This window comes from Flavobacterium frigidum (assembly GCF_048286795.2).
The window spans coordinates 109,067-126,204 of record NZ_JBLVPT020000002.1 but is presented as its reverse complement, the minus strand read 5'-3'; the positions used below and the strand labels follow the sequence as shown (position 1 = coordinate 126,204).

13 protein-coding genes are annotated in these 17,138 nt (G+C 33.7%); 12 read left to right on the top strand and 1 reads right to left on the bottom strand.

Annotation, left to right across the window (positions count from 1 at the left end; genetic code table 11):
* Positions 1-59: 59 nt before the first annotated feature.
* From ACNQGB_RS04150 to ACNQGB_RS04135, 4 genes are all read left to right on the top strand, one after another.
* Positions 60-794, top strand: a complete 735-nt coding sequence (locus tag ACNQGB_RS04150) for a hypothetical protein (RefSeq protein WP_417943635.1) — start codon at positions 60-62, stop codon at positions 792-794.
* Positions 795-914: 120 nt separating this feature from the next.
* Positions 915-2,549 (top strand): GIY-YIG nuclease family protein, encoded by a 1,635-nt coding sequence (locus ACNQGB_RS04145; RefSeq protein ID WP_417943634.1) that lies wholly within the window; start codon positions 915-917, stop codon positions 2,547-2,549.
* 159 nt (positions 2,550-2,708) lie between these two features.
* Positions 2,709-3,521, top strand: a complete 813-nt coding sequence (locus ACNQGB_RS04140) for a hypothetical protein (RefSeq protein ID WP_417943633.1) — start codon at positions 2,709-2,711, stop codon at positions 3,519-3,521.
* An 82-nt stretch (positions 3,522-3,603) separates the two neighbouring features.
* Entirely contained in the window at positions 3,604-4,470 is an 867-nt protein-coding gene (locus ACNQGB_RS04135) for a hypothetical protein (RefSeq protein ID WP_417943632.1), read from the top strand.
* A 54-nt stretch (positions 4,471-4,524) separates the two neighbouring features.
* Here the strand turns inward: ACNQGB_RS04135 and ACNQGB_RS04130 are convergent, their stop codons facing one another.
* Positions 4,525-6,192 (bottom strand): AraC family transcriptional regulator, encoded by a 1,668-nt coding sequence (locus ACNQGB_RS04130; protein ID WP_417943631.1) that lies wholly within the window; start codon positions 6,190-6,192, stop codon positions 4,525-4,527.
* 485 nt (positions 6,193-6,677) lie between these two features.
* Between ACNQGB_RS04130 and ACNQGB_RS04125 the strand changes: the two genes are divergently transcribed.
* From ACNQGB_RS04125 to ACNQGB_RS04090, 8 genes are all read left to right on the top strand, one after another.
* A complete protein-coding gene (locus ACNQGB_RS04125; RefSeq protein WP_472777074.1) occupies positions 6,678-7,283 on the top strand; it encodes a P-loop NTPase family protein in 606 nt (201 codons plus the stop codon).
* Positions 7,284-7,608: 325 nt separating this feature from the next.
* Positions 7,609-8,469 (top strand): helix-turn-helix domain-containing protein, encoded by an 861-nt coding sequence (locus tag ACNQGB_RS04120; protein ID WP_417943629.1) that lies wholly within the window; start codon positions 7,609-7,611, stop codon positions 8,467-8,469.
* A 110-nt stretch (positions 8,470-8,579) separates the two neighbouring features.
* Positions 8,580-9,260 (top strand): hypothetical protein, encoded by a 681-nt coding sequence (locus ACNQGB_RS04115; protein ID WP_417943628.1) that lies wholly within the window; start codon positions 8,580-8,582, stop codon positions 9,258-9,260.
* Between the two features lie 28 nt (positions 9,261-9,288).
* Positions 9,289-9,837, top strand: coding sequence for a hypothetical protein (locus ACNQGB_RS04110; protein ID WP_417943627.1), 549 nt, complete (start codon positions 9,289-9,291; stop codon positions 9,835-9,837).
* Positions 9,838-10,109: 272 nt separating this feature from the next.
* Positions 10,110-10,598, top strand: coding sequence for a hypothetical protein (locus tag ACNQGB_RS04105; protein WP_417943626.1), 489 nt, complete (start codon positions 10,110-10,112; stop codon positions 10,596-10,598).
* 131 nt (positions 10,599-10,729) lie between these two features.
* On the top strand, positions 10,730-11,068 hold the full coding sequence (locus tag ACNQGB_RS04100) for a DUF4134 domain-containing protein (protein ID WP_417943624.1): 339 nt from the start codon (positions 10,730-10,732) through the stop codon (positions 11,066-11,068).
* A 71-nt stretch (positions 11,069-11,139) separates the two neighbouring features.
* On the top strand, positions 11,140-11,508 hold the full coding sequence (locus ACNQGB_RS04095) for a DUF1896 family protein (protein WP_417943623.1): 369 nt from the start codon (positions 11,140-11,142) through the stop codon (positions 11,506-11,508).
* Between the two features lie 257 nt (positions 11,509-11,765).
* Entirely contained in the window at positions 11,766-17,129 is a 5,364-nt protein-coding gene (locus ACNQGB_RS04090; RefSeq protein ID WP_417943622.1) for a helicase-related protein, read from the top strand.
* Positions 17,130-17,138: the final 9 nt, after the last annotated feature.

Sequence of the window (17,138 nt, the reverse complement as noted above, 5' to 3'; positions counted from 1 at the left end):
AAAATCTATATTTGTAACATACGAAAATAATTATGTTACTAAAACACAAGATAAATAAAATGATTATAGTATGGATTTTTATAATTCTGATAGGTACGCTTATAACTGTTTTTGGCTCTTTAAAACTAAACGACGAATGGACAAAAGGTGATGCCCAAAAACAGTCGCATATAATACCTGACTTTACGCTTGTTGATTTTGAAGTTGAAGCAGAATTTGACAAGGAATTAAAAGACAAAATTCTAACGGAGTGTAAATCTAGAATCAGTGTCCCTAACGGAAGTGTAAAAGAATTACAAACTATTCCTTTATCTACTTTTTTTGCAGAAAAACTTTATAAAGAAAGTAAACCAGCTAAAAAGAACTATAAGTTAGATAAAGAGATATACGAAAACATAAAAAGCTTTGACATTATAGGAATGGCTAACTCTAAAGATAACAATGTTTTAATTAATTTGAGAAAAAACAGCAATAAAACTATACTATCTGTAAATGATGATGGATCAGAAGACAGTTATATTGAAGTTAGAGAATACAGTAAAAACACAGACAGCTTTAAGTTACTATTTAATAATATTCAATTAAGTGTTGAGTTTTTAAAACAGTCAAAATTTATTACAGATTTTTATGGAGGGAAAATAAAATTCAGTTTAATCACAAAACCTAATATTGTGATAACTGAAATTAAAAATATAGTCTTAAAAACAAAAAGCACTAAATATTTTACGTTAAGCGCCCTAAAAAAAGATACTCTTGAAAACTATATTGCGAAAATAAACTTAAACTTGAGATAAGTACTACTGCCATCACACGTTTGTGTTTACTGTGGTTTTAGTGGAATTGCCATAATCAATAACCTTTACGTTAAGCCAAAAATACTCTGCCAAAGTTATGCGTCATTATAATAAACCATCGTGAAAGAACATTTAAAAAGACGTATTGAATATTCAAAAGACACTCTTCCAGAAGAAGGGACGTCAGAATATGACTATGTAATTCAACGACTTCAGCAATATGAAAAAGTAAATCCAAATTTAAAGCAGGATATAATAAAGAAAAAAACAGAAGCTGTTAAAACTTGGGAACTTCAAAAATCTAATGGTATAGGATTATTTATGGATCCTGAAATAAGACATTATCTTGGAGAATTCAATTATAGGTCATGGAATTATGGTCATCGAAAAATGCCTTTAATGTTCAATGTGATGGAAGCTTTCTTCATTTTAGATAAGCGCTTAAATTATTGGAGATTATTAGACGAAGAAGATTACTCAATATCCTTTTTTGATTTTCTAGATTTTTATACTTCTAACGAATTGAAAAAAAATATAAATGAAATAAAAGCAAATTTGAAGGAAGATTTAATTTACAATTTCAATGTCAGTTATGATTTAAAGGAAATAACTTTTAAAACTGATGATGGTAATGAGTTTGTTATTGCTGGTGTTTCAATTGTGAGACGAGGTAATGAAGTAACAATGTTATTTGTTACAGGCCAAATAATAAACACCACCGAAAAAACCAAAGAGTTGATTCCTTTAGAAAAAGGGCATAGAAGTCCCGGAAGAGAAAACCTTGAAGTGGCAGAAGATAGAGTTCGGGAAGCAGTCAAATTAAATGATGACCCAAATTTATGGAAAACACTTATTTCTTGTCGCTTTGACTTAGACTCTAACACAATTGACGCAAGATATATTGCCAAGGATGAAGGAACTAACTTTTCAATATTAACTGATGATTTGACTGGATTTATTGTCAATGGAGAATGGAGAGAATATTCTTCTGAGGAAACATATAAAAATCTTGCCAAAAAAGTTGAAAACTATAACTCAATTTTTGAATTAGCCAAAGTGTGCTTATTCTTACCAAATTACTTTAACTTTTTCGATGCAGAAATTGAAGAAGAAGATTATGATACCGAAGTAAAATCACTTTTAAAAAATCCTTCAAGAAAAAGAGAATTCAAAGACGTCGAGAATAAATTTAAAATTCGAAACAAAACACTTTGGATATTAAATAGAAATGAAAAATTTTCATCAGATAGAATAATACTAAAGGATGAAAATTTTAAAATTGAAACATCAGGCTTTTGGAAAAAATTAAATGATGATGAAGTTGGTATTGATAAAAAAGGAAATCCCATTACTGGAAAAACTTGGGTTAATAAAACTGAAAGTTATTACATAGCAAAGGAAGAAGAATTAATTATCGAAAGAAAAAAGGATGCGGGTTTTACGTCAGAAAATGCAGGTAAAATATATATAATGAGAAATGGGAATTTTGGAGAAAATATTTTCAAGATTGGTCTAACGACTAAAACAACTGATGAAAGAGCTCAGCAATTATCTAAAACAAGTGTACCTGATAGATTTTTTATAATGAGAGAATGGGATGTTAAAGATTGTTTCCGTGCAGAAAAGACAATACATAAATTACTGGATAAATACAGACTGGATAAAAGGAGAGAGTTTTTTCAATTAGATATGAGAATCGCAAATGACGTTATTGATTCAGTAATAGATAAAATTAACCAGAATAACGACGCCTAACACAATACCTTCACAAACTGATAATTAATGAGACAATTTTTTACTACAATTAAGTTTTTAGAATTGGAGCCCTTCGATTAGGAATTTATTGAATTAATACCAGAAATTAGAATTTTCCAAAGTAAAAATATAACAGAAAAGATTCTAACTGAAGAGAATATGCGTATAATTGGTGTGATAGAAACCCAATATATAAAAGATTGTGAAGCTATCTTATATTACGAATTTGAAGATTCTGAAGATAGTTTTAATGACCTAACTAATTTAGAAATACTAGAAAATATTCTTCAATGGATTGATGATTTATTGAAAAATCTATGGCTACTAAAGGATAATGCAGTTGCATGTGATACTGCTTTTTTAATTTACGAATCTGACGGAATTTATGAAGCTTCTAGTTTAAGATTGCTATATCAATTTAATACTTCAAGAGGAAAACTTGAAAATATTAGATTAAATAAAAATAAAATTATAGAATTTGCTAAATACCATGATAGTGTAGAATGCTATTTTCACAAAAAAAATTCAGGGTCACTAAAATATATGCTTAGTAAAAATTTTAGCCGAATAAGTAGAGGCTTACTATTTGTAAAACAAGCAAGAGAAGCTAGAAATCTTGCTTACAAAGTTTCAAATTATTGCTCCGCTTTAGAAACTGTCTTTTCAACAGATAGTGCAGAATTATCACACAAACTTTCAGAACGAATAGCATATTTTTGGAAAGATGATTTTAAGAAATTGGATACATTTAAATTAATTAAACAAGCATATAATATAAGAAGCAAATTAACGCATGGCGACACTTTGGATATTAAACAAATTGAAGTTTTAGATGATATATCATATGAAATTGATATAATTATACGATTTTGTTTTAATAAGATTCTTAAAGATGAAACTTTGCTTCTTACATTCGATTCGTCGAATAATATAATAGATAATTATTTTGAAAACATAATTTTCGGTCAATAGTACTGTGTCTAACGCTTGATACAATTCAATTGCAGAATCATGAATTTAACGCAATTTTCAATCAAAAAATGACTTTAAAGATATGATACCGGAAAAAATACAAGCGTTATTTAACTTCATAAATTATTTAGAAAAAAATAAAAGAGTATATATTGAAGAGTATATTCCACTTTGCAATGAATTAAAAAATCTAGATAATCAGAGAAACGAGTTAAATCCTAATGAAAACTATATTAGCAAACAACAATACGACAAAATTCAAAATGAAATAGAAGAAAAATTTTCACCTATTTTATCTAATATATACACTCCTGTCACAATCAAACTTAAAGAATTAGGAATTTGGTCTGGTGATGAAGCTTATTCAAGTATTTGGAATAATAATATTTCTGCAATTTCTGATTTTAAAAGAAGTTTCACATCAGAAGATATTCTACAAGTAATACATTATAAACAAAAGTATTTGAGCTTTAGAGCAGAAACAAATACTGATTTTCTTTGCTTATCATTTGTTTTTCAAAGTTTAGATGAGACTTTTAAAGAACTTTTTGCTTTTTTCAAAGACACTAATGAAAATGAATTTGACAGCTTTGAAACAAAAGCCATTAAAGTTAATAGTATGGAAGAGGCTGTAAACGGTTTAAAAGAAAACAGAAAGGGAAATGTAAAGTTTTCTATTCCTACAAAAACTTTTTTTAGTGATAATCCAAAAAAACAAATACAAACTAGTACTACGAAAGTAAAAAACAAAATATTTATGGGAGATAAAATAAAAACTGGTAACATCACTAATACTAGCGGTCAAATTTCCATTGGTAAAAAGAATACGATTAAAACCAACGGTAATGATGAAATGGTAAAAAAATCATTTAATTGGCAAAAATGGGGAATAATAACAGGGACTATTCTTACTATAATAGCAACAATCATCACAATAATCGTTTCGTAATGACGAATATAAAATCGAAAAAAATTACAGGGTAAGCCCTATGATTACAATTTATTACTCTTTTAAAAGTTCCTCAATAAAGTATGATGTTGGCACCTTGGCCCTTGAAAAAAAAGCAGTAGCAAAACGTTGTGTGCTACTAAACCCAACTTCTTCTGCTAGTGCTTTATTTGTATAATTTCTCATCATCTTATCTTCTTTCAATAAAATAATCAAATAATCTACTTTTAGGTCATTGAGATAATCAACAAATTTTTTATCTCGGTAATGGGATATTATTTTGGAAATATACCTTGTGTTTGAATCAAAGGCTACTGCAAGCTTTGTCAGAGTCAAATCTTTTTCCAGAAATTTTTTATCCTTTTCAAATTTCTCCAATTGCTTTAAGACTGCTGCTACCGTGTCTTGATTTATGTCTTCTATTCCATTGGCTATGTTTTTGGATTCAAGTTTAGTGGCGACTTCACTTTTTTTCATCAATTCATCAAATCTTTGCCTATAGACCCTCTTGTTTCTAATATGTCTATAGATAAGAAATAATACAGATAAGAATAAAAAGACTATTACACTTGTAAAAATGAAATCGTTATACTTTCTTTTATCTAATAAGTTTTCGGCTTTTTTCTTCTGTGCCAGCAATTCTTTAGTGTCGTATTCTTTGTGGATTCTTCCAGATACATATCTGTATCTGCTGTTTAAGATGCTGTCCACTTTAAGTAGTTTTTCAATATAATAAAGTTGACGATCCGGATTGCTTTTGGATTTAAAGTAGCTGATTAATAATTCATAATTATTGCGAAGATCAGGACGAATGTATCCTTTATCATTAAAAATAGCATCTACTTTTTTGAAATATGCTATCGCCATTTGGGGATTCTTAAGATCCCAATAACTTTTTCCGATATAAAAATACCCAACAGCTTCATTTGCGAAATCCTTGTTTTTAAGTATGGTTGGCAGCGAATAGGTTATTTTTTTAATAGCTGCGGCATAATTGCCTCGAAAATACTGATTAACTCCTTCCGAGTAATTGAAGTACCCCTCCATTTCATCATTATTGAGTCTTCGCCCTTCTGCAATGCCCTTCTCGTTTGTTTCCGTACATAACCCATAATTGCCAATACGATTATAACACAAACCAAGTGAATGAAGAGAATTTAAATAGCCTCTGGAATCGCTTTTTTTAAAATAGCCGATGCATTCCCTAAACAAAGAAATCGCCTCATCATAAAATCCAAGATAGTATTTAATGTGTGCAATATTGTATTTTGTCTTATATATCAAATACTTGTCATTGGTTTTAGAAATAAAATTATTTGCGATAAGATAATTATCTAAAGCATAATTATGTTTTTTCTGGGCATAGTATACGATTCCCTTTGACAGATAGGCTGAGCCTATCAAAGCATTGTCCATCGATTTCTTCGCTGCATAGATCATACTGTCAGCATACACCAGTTTTAAACTTTCTGGTGAGCGATGTAAATAATTTTTATAGCCATTTACGATCTCCTGCGAATTTTTTTCTGATTTAGCTTTCGATAAAAAGGATTGAAGGTAAAGCGACTCTTTAACAGGATCATTTTCTGATTCCTTTATCCGTCCAAAGAGATAATCATAATCCTTATTTCGAATCGTGTCAGGAATTTTAAAATGGATTTCCTGCGCGTAAACTTGATCTCCTAAACAAAGAGATAAGATTAGTAGATACTTTTTAATCATAGGTTAAATTAAAAATGGGGTACTATTTTATTTACAAAAATATTTTTGAAAGCAAATGATAGGCTGATAAAAATATAACGGGATATTTTGCTGGAAATTGCATCCAATACAATATAAACAATTGATAATGTGTGATTTTTTTGTCAAAAAACAGGGTGTGGATTTTCAGAAAATCCATACCGTAAATTATGAAAATCCATACACAATGTGTTGCGAGGTTGAAATTCGACTTCTAGATTTGCCTCGAATTCAAAAGCAAAAACATTTAGCATCGTGCTAAATTAAAGTTCTGCTTACCCGGGTGAAATGAACTGACTACAAAAGTAGTCGGACACATTTAACACATTTTAATCATGAAAAATATTTCATTAGGATTAGTGATTTTATCATTACTAATCGTCTCTTGTTCCACTGACTCTATTGATAATACTGAAAGTATTAATGGCAAGGTTAGCAGCAAGAAATCAGAAAAATCAGCTCGTTTAGTGCAAAACTTGACCCCAGAAAACCCAGCAAACATATATGACCTTGCGGGTAAGTTACATAATGACATCCTTGATATTTATTTGGCAGGTAATTATCAGTACAATACAATAGCACAAATCAGCCAACAAGTCGAAGCCATTGCAGCTGAGAATAATGATTTAATGCTCTTAAACTTAGGCAAAAATCTGCCCATTAATCTTGATGTAATACAAGAGATCGTAAATAATCCTCAGGCAAAACTAGAAGAAGCAATTGCAAATTCTACAATGACAACCGCAGCAAAAGGTAGTCTTTTCAGTTTTATGAACGATGTGCTTTTATGGGAAAGCAACTCCTATGAGGAAATTTATCAATCCATAATTTCATATGAATCATCCGTGATGACTAATCCTGAATTTAACAACGAGGATAAGAGAATTATCCTCACCACTTCTTCCATAGTCCGGTATTCACTCTATTATGGTCCGCCTCGTAAAGATGAAGATTGGGACTCCTCTGTTGGTCATCGTGTCGGAGGACTTAGTGGCGCCATCGATAATTCATCTACTGCGGTAATCAGGTCACTTGTAGCAGGAATTATGATAAATAATCTTGTAACGGAGTGATAATGGTCCGTATCCTACTCATTGAAAAGGAAATAATATACACGTTTAGTGTGTTTTTGATTCTCTTCAATCTCGTTAGTCTTTATTTCATCGTAGATCTATTATCCTACGATGAAATGATTGACTATCTCACAAATGGCGAGATAAAAAGTAGTAACCCACGGAATCTCGCCTACTTATTTTTTGTGAGTGGTATGTTTAATTTACTTTTTGTTTCAGTCTCATTGATGGCCAGATTACTATCTAAGTATCCTCTCAAGCCACTTAAACCAAAGTAAAGTTTATTTAAATAATTGCAATTATAATTCTATAAAAGAGTATTGTTTTGGTAAGTAAAAATTCAAAATATCATCATTTAGGTTTGCAAGTCTATATTTTTGAAAGCTTTACATCTAAAATAGCTTTTAGTGAGCTACTTATGATAGATCGTTTTTCTATACTAGTCGTAAATTCGGGTTCTTTATCTATACGACTAAATAATAGAGATATTACTGTCTTCGAAAATGAGCTGTTAGTGATTTCAATGCGAAGTTCATGTGAAATTTTGATTATGAGCGATCAATTGCAAATTTGCCTGCTATCATTCACACCAGAGTTTGCTTTTGAGAATAGTATTAGGAGACCTCATATTGGATATTTTGAATTTTTTATTACCAAATTATCTTCCAAAATCTTTCTCAAGAACAAAGATGTGGTATTACTTATTGATCTGTTTAAACTACTTAATAGTAAAGTATTGCGTTCTAGTATTCATATTTTTAAAAATGAGACAATCCTTTTTAGTTTTAATCTGTTACTGTATGAATTAGCAGGAATATATCACAGATCCTCTTGGCATATACCAATAAAACATACAAAAAAGGAAAAACTAGTCATGCAATTTATTACCATTTTAGAAATCAATTGCAGAAAACAACATAGTGTAAAATTCTATGCGGATACTTTACTGGTAACGACAGACCATCTTAGCAAAACTGTCAAACAAGTTACCGAAAAAACTGCGAAGCAATTTATTGAGCAGGCCATTATTATGGAAGCAAAAATTTTGCTTCAAAACAATCATTTAACCATTTTATATATTACAGAAGAATTGCAATTCAGCAATTCTTCTTTTTTTAGTACTTTTTTTAAAAGACATACCTCTCTGTCCCCTTCTGAATATCGTTTAAGATTGAATTTCCATTGAATACTATGCAATACATGTTTTGATCAGGTTAGAAATGTTCTATAAGCATAGATTTAGAGTACTGTCGATCTACGATCGAGAGAAAGATTTACTAAGTAAAAGTAAAAAACATGACTCAAACCTATCTTTTAGAGTGGTTGGATTTAACGGTGACTTCAACCCTTAACCCCAATAAAACAGATCTAACTTTGATTACTCCAATTCAATCAAGAGCGATTATTGAGAAAGCAGCTGAGCAAACATTTTTGATTCAGTCACAGTTTACCGTACAAGTTTTTTCGCTTACTAAGGAGAAACAAATTAAAATTTTAGTTGGTAATTATTATTCGTCATTGCTTTTTCTTTTAAATAAAATCACAGAAATAAATAGTAGAAACGATTTACACAGAGACAATCTAAAAGAAGTTATAACGACTTTAATTTCTTGTTTGGATGAATTAATAATCTTTGTAGAGTCAAGATTTGCAGCTTATTTAGGTGCTCCCTCTCAAATTATTCAAAGCAAGACCAATAATCTCTCTCTAATAGATTTCCCTTCCAGTAAAGTTTTATGTAAACTTTCGACCGATCAAACAGCCCTAATACTTAGGGCTTCCGATGAATTAAAAATTCTTATTTCAAAATCAATGAATCATTTATTTAAAACAATTGTTCCTTTTTTATCCACTCCAAATAAAGTAGATCTTTCATACAATGCCATGCGGAGCAAAGCATACGTTGCTGAAGACAGAGATAAGGAAATAGCAATTGAAACATTGGAACGCATGATTAAACAGATTAAAGAATATTAACTAAATAAATAATTTAAAATTTAAAAACATGAAAAAGCTATCCTACATTTTAACAGTGGTGATTCTGCTGATCACAGGCTGCCAACTTAAAACACTAGATGAGAAATTGGCTACCGCTCTTATCATAGAAAAAAACCATTATCCTACTATTGTAGACCATGATATTTTCTGTAATGATCCTGTACACGCTTACACCATTTTTAAATCGGGATTGGTAGAAAAAGGACTTGTAAAAGTGCTTCAAAGCAAGAAATTTGGTGACACAACCTCTTTCGTGAGTTTTACCGATGCTGCAAAACCTTACTTACTGCCTACATCCAAAGGTGATAAAAGATATAAAATTCAACGTGTAAAAATAGCAAATGAAGAGTTTAGCGCGATTGCAGCAATCAGGATTATGAGTTCTGATAATAAGGCCATTGTGACTTACAATACAGTTCTAAGAAAGAATGTTTTTGCTGTTGCTGTTAAAAATGGCTTACAAGACACGTTGAATCATGAAGTGTATTTTATACGGACCAATGATGGCTGGCAGCTAATGGATAAAAAGTCGGAAATTGAATTTTTATCATTTTAAAATAGCAATAACTATCCTAAAATAATTTATTTCATCATCAAATAGCCTCCCATTGTGGAGGCTATTTGATTTTTTTTACATTTTTTTATTTTTTTTCTCCCTGATTTTACTGAGGGTACAACGGGGTACAACTAGGGAACAACAAAAAGTTGTACTTGTAGCAGTTTGTTGTCTATCGTTTCTTTGCCCTGTAATGTTAAACATCCGGATTTGGAAAACTTTCCATTAAACGGATTGCAAAAAATAATGTAGAACGATAAAATGAAGAAAGTATGTTTACAAACATTTCATGGAGCAATTACATAGTTGTAGTTGTTTTGCTATTGGCCATTTGGTATTTATTTGTTGGATTGCGATTTTATTTTGATGACATCAAAGAAATCGTGACAGGAAATCGGAAACTTCAATTCCGCAGATTAGGGCACCCGAATTACGAGGAACCTCAATCCGAATTAAACTATCAGAATTTACCCGAAGTGACTTCAACCCAATCTTCATTTGGAGAGTTTGATACAACTTTTCAAGACGTAGATAGTCTGGTAGAACGATTGAAAAACGTTGTCGCAGATGCTGCCAAAAGAAAATTTCATAAACAGGAATTTCTGGACTACATCAAATCAATTCTTTGGGAGTATCCATCTGTAAAAGATTCTCCATTTCGCTCCTCAGTAAGCGAGCTGATTGTCTCAGAATGTGACAAACTCGAATCCATCACTTTAACTCAGACAGAGGCGGAAGAATTGTGGGACGAAAAAGACTAAAACAATATAGCGAAGGAAATGCCCCTGTCCGTCCCTACGCGGTATGGCTTATGTAACAGAAAAGTGGAATTGCGACAGTGGCAACCCCTTCGTTTTTTTATCTAATTATTTGAACTTTAAAATAATGTGTCATGAAAAAGTGCAACTGGAATTTTAAAATATTTACCCGACATAAGATCGCTATCATTATTATCATCCTTCTATTACTGGCATTTAATTATCAGACCTACGCCCAAGACGGACTAGCAGGAATTAATGAGGCCAACCAACAGGTTCGAAGTTATTTCGATGCCGGCACGGAATTAATGTACGCTATTGGTGCGCTATTGGGTTTAATAGGTGCTGTCAAAGTATATCAAAAATGGAATGCAGGCGACCCTGATACAGGTAAAGTTGCTGCGGCATGGTTTGGCAGTTGTGTTTTTCTGGTTGTAGTTGCCACAGTAATTAAATCCTTCTTTGGTATTTAAAACAAATCGATATGGAAGATATACTGAAAGAAAAGTTATGGTTTTATATTATCCATAACAATCCCGACCTGATGTTTACGCTACAGGAAGAGTACAATGTATTGGGTTATCTCAATGAAAAAGTAAATGGTGTAAAATCCATAATCGAGGATATGTTATCAGAAGGTACACCCCAATATATCATAGAAGAAATTTGCCTCAATGTACTTATCGAAGATCTGAAGCCTTCCCGATTTATATATATCCGTTCCCTATTGGCTGAGGAGTTTGAGAAAACCTATACCACTTTTCGTGAATCAGGCATCCTCACTTATGAGGTAATCAATCTTATGGAAAGTTGTAGGGAAGTTTTTGAAACTATTGGTTTTACAAATGAAAATGAAGAAGATCCTACTTTAAGGAATGCCCTTATTGGTCAGATTGCTGACTATCTGAGTTGAGCTATTTATGGAAGTGAACAGTATGAAAATGAATAATTATGGCTTACAATCTATCCCAAAAACTAAGTGCCAATATCAAGGCGATTACTATTGCCATGCAATGGCAGCAGGGTGACGTTCTTGCTGAAGAAGCAATAGCAGCATTACAGGCATACGCTGGTTTTGGGGGTATCAAGGCTGTGTTATATCCATATGGCACTACCGAAGAATGGTTAAAGTCCGGAGCAACTAAAGAAGACCTAAAGCTGCATCCAGAGATGATGCGCCTACATGAATTGTTGCAGGAACACTATTCTGAAAAGCAGTACAATGAGGTTGTTTCATCACTTCGTAATAGTGGGCTTACCGCCTTTTACACACCTGAAATTGTTCCCAGAACATTGTACAATACTTTAAAAGAAGAAGGTATTGCCCCTAAAAGATTATATGAACCATCGGCAGGTTCAGGAATTTTCATCACGGAAGCCGAAAAAGTATTTGAAAATCTAGAACAGATTACTGCCGTCGAAAAAGACAGATTGAGTGGATTGGTTCTATCGGTATTGAACAGTACACTAACAGCAAACACTACCACACATATTGCAGGATTGGAGGAAACTCCAACAAATGACAACAACAGTTATGATCTTGTGGTCAGCAATATTCCTTTTGGCAATTTTTCAGTTTATGACCAGGCTTATCCTGATAAAGCAATTTCAGGGAAAATCCACAATTATTTTTTTGCAAAAGGACTGGACAAACTAGCGGATGGCGGCTTAATGGCGTATATCACTACGGATGGTTTTTTGAATAGTTCTTCGAATCAGAGTGTACGTGAATATCTTTTTCAAAATGCAGATTTTGTAAGTCTGGCTGTTATGCCTGATAACCTGATGAAGGAAACAGGTAATACGGAAGCTCCTAATCATTTGCTTATTGTGCAAAAAAATGAGCATAAAGAAACGTTATCTGACAATGAAACTGACCTGTTGCAAACTGTTGGTATGGAAAACGAGTTTGGAAAATACAGTATTAATAAATATTTAAACGACAGACCAGAGTTAATAATTGGTAATGAAGTACAAGCCTGTAAAAACCAATATGGACAAGCACATCAAAGGGTATGGCAAAGTGGCGATATCAATTCAATTGAAGACAGGCTTGCCCAAACAATCACTGATGGATTACGGGAAAATTTTAGCAAGGAACGCTTTGAGCAGGCACAACAAGCAGGTATTGTTCAGCAACCCGAAGTACTAGGACAAAAATTTACCTACTTGACAATGCCGGAAAGCAAGGCAAGCGGAATTTCTGTTCAGCTAGGATTGTTTGACACCGTGCCAGCGGAGAATATCAATCGTGCGATGGATTACATCAATCCATTGGATGAAACGGTAGTTGACAAAAAAACAGCAAGAATATTAAGCACGATCCGCACAACGGATAATCCCTCACATGAAAATGTGGTGCTTATTACCGCCAAACAAAACAAGACTAATCGATACTTGTACAAGTTATATTCCAATGTAAAAGAAATTGATGGCTTTTCAGCTAACTGGATGAATGGCGGATTATTGCCACATGAGCTATTGGCGTTATCCAATACCCTTCAGCAATATGACCATGGGTATATTTATGAAGGAGATAAAACTCTTGAGTCAGCCTTTAACCTTGAAAGACAGCTTTATGAAGAAGTCACCGCCTTCAAATCCTTCTATAAAGAAGGAACACTGGTTCGGCTAGGAGAAGAAATTGGAACGATCAATGATATAAATAACGAACACAAACAGGCTTTTTTCCAGCCATTACTGTTGCAAGGGAATCTGAAATTTTACGATTCCTATATTGTTATCAGGGATAATTACTTGGAACTGTTTGAAAAAGAACAATCAGATGAAACTGCCAGTGACGAAGTGCGAAAAAATCTGGATGCACTGTACACGAAGTTTGTGTCTCACTATGGCATTCTTAACAGTGCTGAGAATCGCAGGTTAATTATGCAGGATTCGGCTTTTGGGTTCACGGTACTTTCTTCGCTGGAACGCAAGGAAGGCGAACGGTATGTGAAGTCCGATATTTTGAGCGAGTCCATAGTAAAACAACAAGAACGGTACTTTACGGATGATCCAATAGAGGCACTTGCCCGAAGCCTGAACGAAAAAGGAAATGTAGATTTAGGATTTATAACCGCTGCAACTGGACTTGAAGAAAATGAGGCCATAGAAAGCCTCAACCATCATATTTATCTAAATCCTATCCGTCAGGATTGGGAGACTTCAGACCTGTATCTAAGTGGTAATGTTGTGGAAAAGTTGCAACAGGCTAAACAGGCGGTACAACAATATCCTGAAAACATCCAATATTATAAAGGAATGCAGGCACTGGAAAAGGTACAGCCAGAGCGCATACCTTTTGAATTACTCGACTTTAACCTTGGTGAACGATGGATACCTATTAATTACTATGAGAATTTTGCCAGACAATTGTTTGAACAGTCAACTGAAATTAATTACTTCCCATCACTGGATACCTTTAAAATCAGTACTGGACATAATACCAAAATTGACAGGGAATTTGCGATAACACCCAAAAGTGGAAGAACAACTTATGGCTATACGATATTGGAACATGCGCTGGAAAATACCACTCCCTTTTTCACCTATGAAGTAGACGGACCTGGAGGTAAATCAATACGACTACCCGACAATGAAGCCATACAATTGGCACATCAAAAAATTGAGAACATCCGTAATGGCTTTATTGAATGGCTTCAGGAATTACCACAGAACGATAAAAAGGAATTGGAAAACCTGTATAACGAAACATTTAATTGTTATGTACTACGTGAGTATGACGGAAGTCATCTCAGTTTTCCTGAGTTGGATAAAAAAGCCCTTGAAATTGAGGATTTGTATAGTTCGCAAAAAAACGCCGCATGGCGTATTATTCAAAACCGAGGTGCTTTAATTGACCATGAGGTTGGACTCGGTAAAACACTCACCATGATTGTTGCAGCCAATGAAATGAAACGCTTAGGAATCATACACAAACCAGCAATACTGGCATTACATGCAAATGTAGATCAAATTGCAACGACCTATCGTAAGGCCTATCCCAATGCCCGAATTTTGGCTCCAGGTGAAAATGATTTTACACCAGCTAAAAGAGCACGGTTGTTCCATGAAATTAAGAATAATAATTGGGATTGCATCATTCTGACGCACGATCAGTTCGGGAAAATTCCACAATCTCCAGAAATCCAAAAAGAGATATTGCAAAATGAATTGGATAATGTGGAACGTGATTTGGATACTGCAAAAGATTTGGGTGGAGATATATCCAAAAAGATACTAAAGGGGCTTGAGATAAGGAAAAATAATCTGGATGGAAAGCTGAAAGGTATATTAAAGGATATCGAAGAAAAAAAAGACAGCGGAATCAACTTCAGCGAAATGGGAATTGACCATTTGTTTGTGGATGAATCACACAAATTCAAGAATCTGACTTTCACTACCCGTCATGACCGAGTTGCAGGGATTGGAAATATGCAAGGAAGTCAAAAAGCGCTTAATATGCTTTTTGCTGTCCGTTCGCTTCAGGAAAAATTTGATTCGGATCTGTGTGTAACCTTTCTTTCTGGAACGCCTATTTCAAACAGCTTAACCGAGATGTATCTGCTTTTTAAATACCTGCGTCCAAAAGAAATGGAACGTCAGCATATTGAAAACTTTGATGGATGGGCATCAGTTTTTGCTAGAAAAACAACTGATTTTGAATTTTCTGTTACTAATGAAATCATCGCCAAAGAACGATTCCGTCATTTTATTAAAGTCCCGGAATTGGCACTATTCTATAATGAGATTACGGACTATAAAACAGCCCGACATATTGATCTGGACAAACCAGAAATTGATGAGCAGCTTGTCAATATCAGCCCGACACCAGAACAAAGTGAGTTCATTGCAAAGCTCATGCAGTTTGCGAAGACGGGTGATGCGGCACTTATTGGAAGAGCCCCCCTTAGCAGGGAGGAAGACAGAGGAAGGATGCTGATTGCAACAAATTACGCTAAAAAGATGGCTGCCGATATGCGCTTGATAGATGAAGGGTATGGCGATCATCCCGACAATAAAGTCAATACTTGCGCTCGAAATGTGGCTGAAATTTATAATGCTTCAACCCAACATAAAGGGACTCAGATTGTTTTTTCAGATATCGGAACACCCAAGCCAGACGCATTCAATATGTATGATGCGCTTAAAGAAAAACTGGTGGCGGACTTTAATATACCTGTCCATGAGATTACCTACATCCATGATTGGACTGATAAGAAGAAAGCGCAGCTTTTTTACAAAATGAATACAGGTGAAATACGCATTCTTTTGGGGAGCACGGAAAAAGCTGGTACAGGACTAAATGTTCAAAAACGTGTTGTGGCGATGCATCATTTGGACATTCCTTGGAGACCATCGGATCTAGGACAACGTAATGGACGTGGAGGCAGACAAGGCAACGAAGTTGCTAAACAGCATTATGATAATAAAGTTAAGAATTTCATTTATGCTACGGAGCAGTCACTAGACAATTACAAATTTAATCTTTTGAAAAACAAACAGACTTTCATCAGCCAGATGAAAAACTGTGAACTGAATGTCAGGTCTATTGATGAAGGTTCTATGGATGAGAAAAGCGGAATGAACTTTTCGGAATACATCGCAGTATTATCGGGCGACACTTCCCTACTCGAAAAATCAAAACTCGAAAAGAAAGTAGCCGTGATGGAAAGCCTTAAAAAAGCACATTACAAAGAAATTTCAAGAACCAAGTATCAGATTGAATATCTTCAGGAGGAAAAGGTTGTTACTACTAAAACATTGGATAAGCTAACAATAGATGAAGGATTGTACAAAAAGAACTTGAAGTATGAAAGTGATGGGACAAAGGCAAATCCCATACAATTGCATGATTTTAAAACGCAAGATTCCGAAAGTATCGGTAAGCAGATTATTGATCTCTATAAAAATTGGAAACCTCCAGATGGAGAAAGTGAAGCAAAACAAATCGGTAAGCTGTATGATTTTGGACTGTATATAAAAAGGGAACGCGAAGCCTATCAGAGTGATGGCCTTTACCAATACCGCTACTCCAACAGCTTTTATGCGCAACGTTCGGATGAAGGCATTAAATATACTTTCAATGGAGGAACGCCGAATGTGGACAATCCAAAATTGGCAGTTCGTCATTTCCTAAATGCAATTGACCGGGTAGAGCACCTCAAGGAAAAGTACCAAAAATCCTTAAATGATATTGAAAATCAGTTACCAGAATTACAACAATTAACTGCAAAACCCTTTAGCAAGGAGCATGAATTGCAACAAATGAAAAGTGAACTCTCCAATCTTGAAAGGGAAATAGCATTGAAAATTCAAGAGAACCAATTAAAGCAAGATAATCCGCAAGATACCAATATCAATGGAGAAACAGCAGAATCTAATGAGGTCTCAGTGATTCAATTACCTATAAAGAGCAGTGAGGAGCATACAGAAAAATCAGAGCATTTTTCAACTGTAGAAAGTGACAATGATAAATGGCAACAACAATCCTTTGCCGAAATGAGACGAAGTAACAGGATGAAATTTTAAAATAAATAC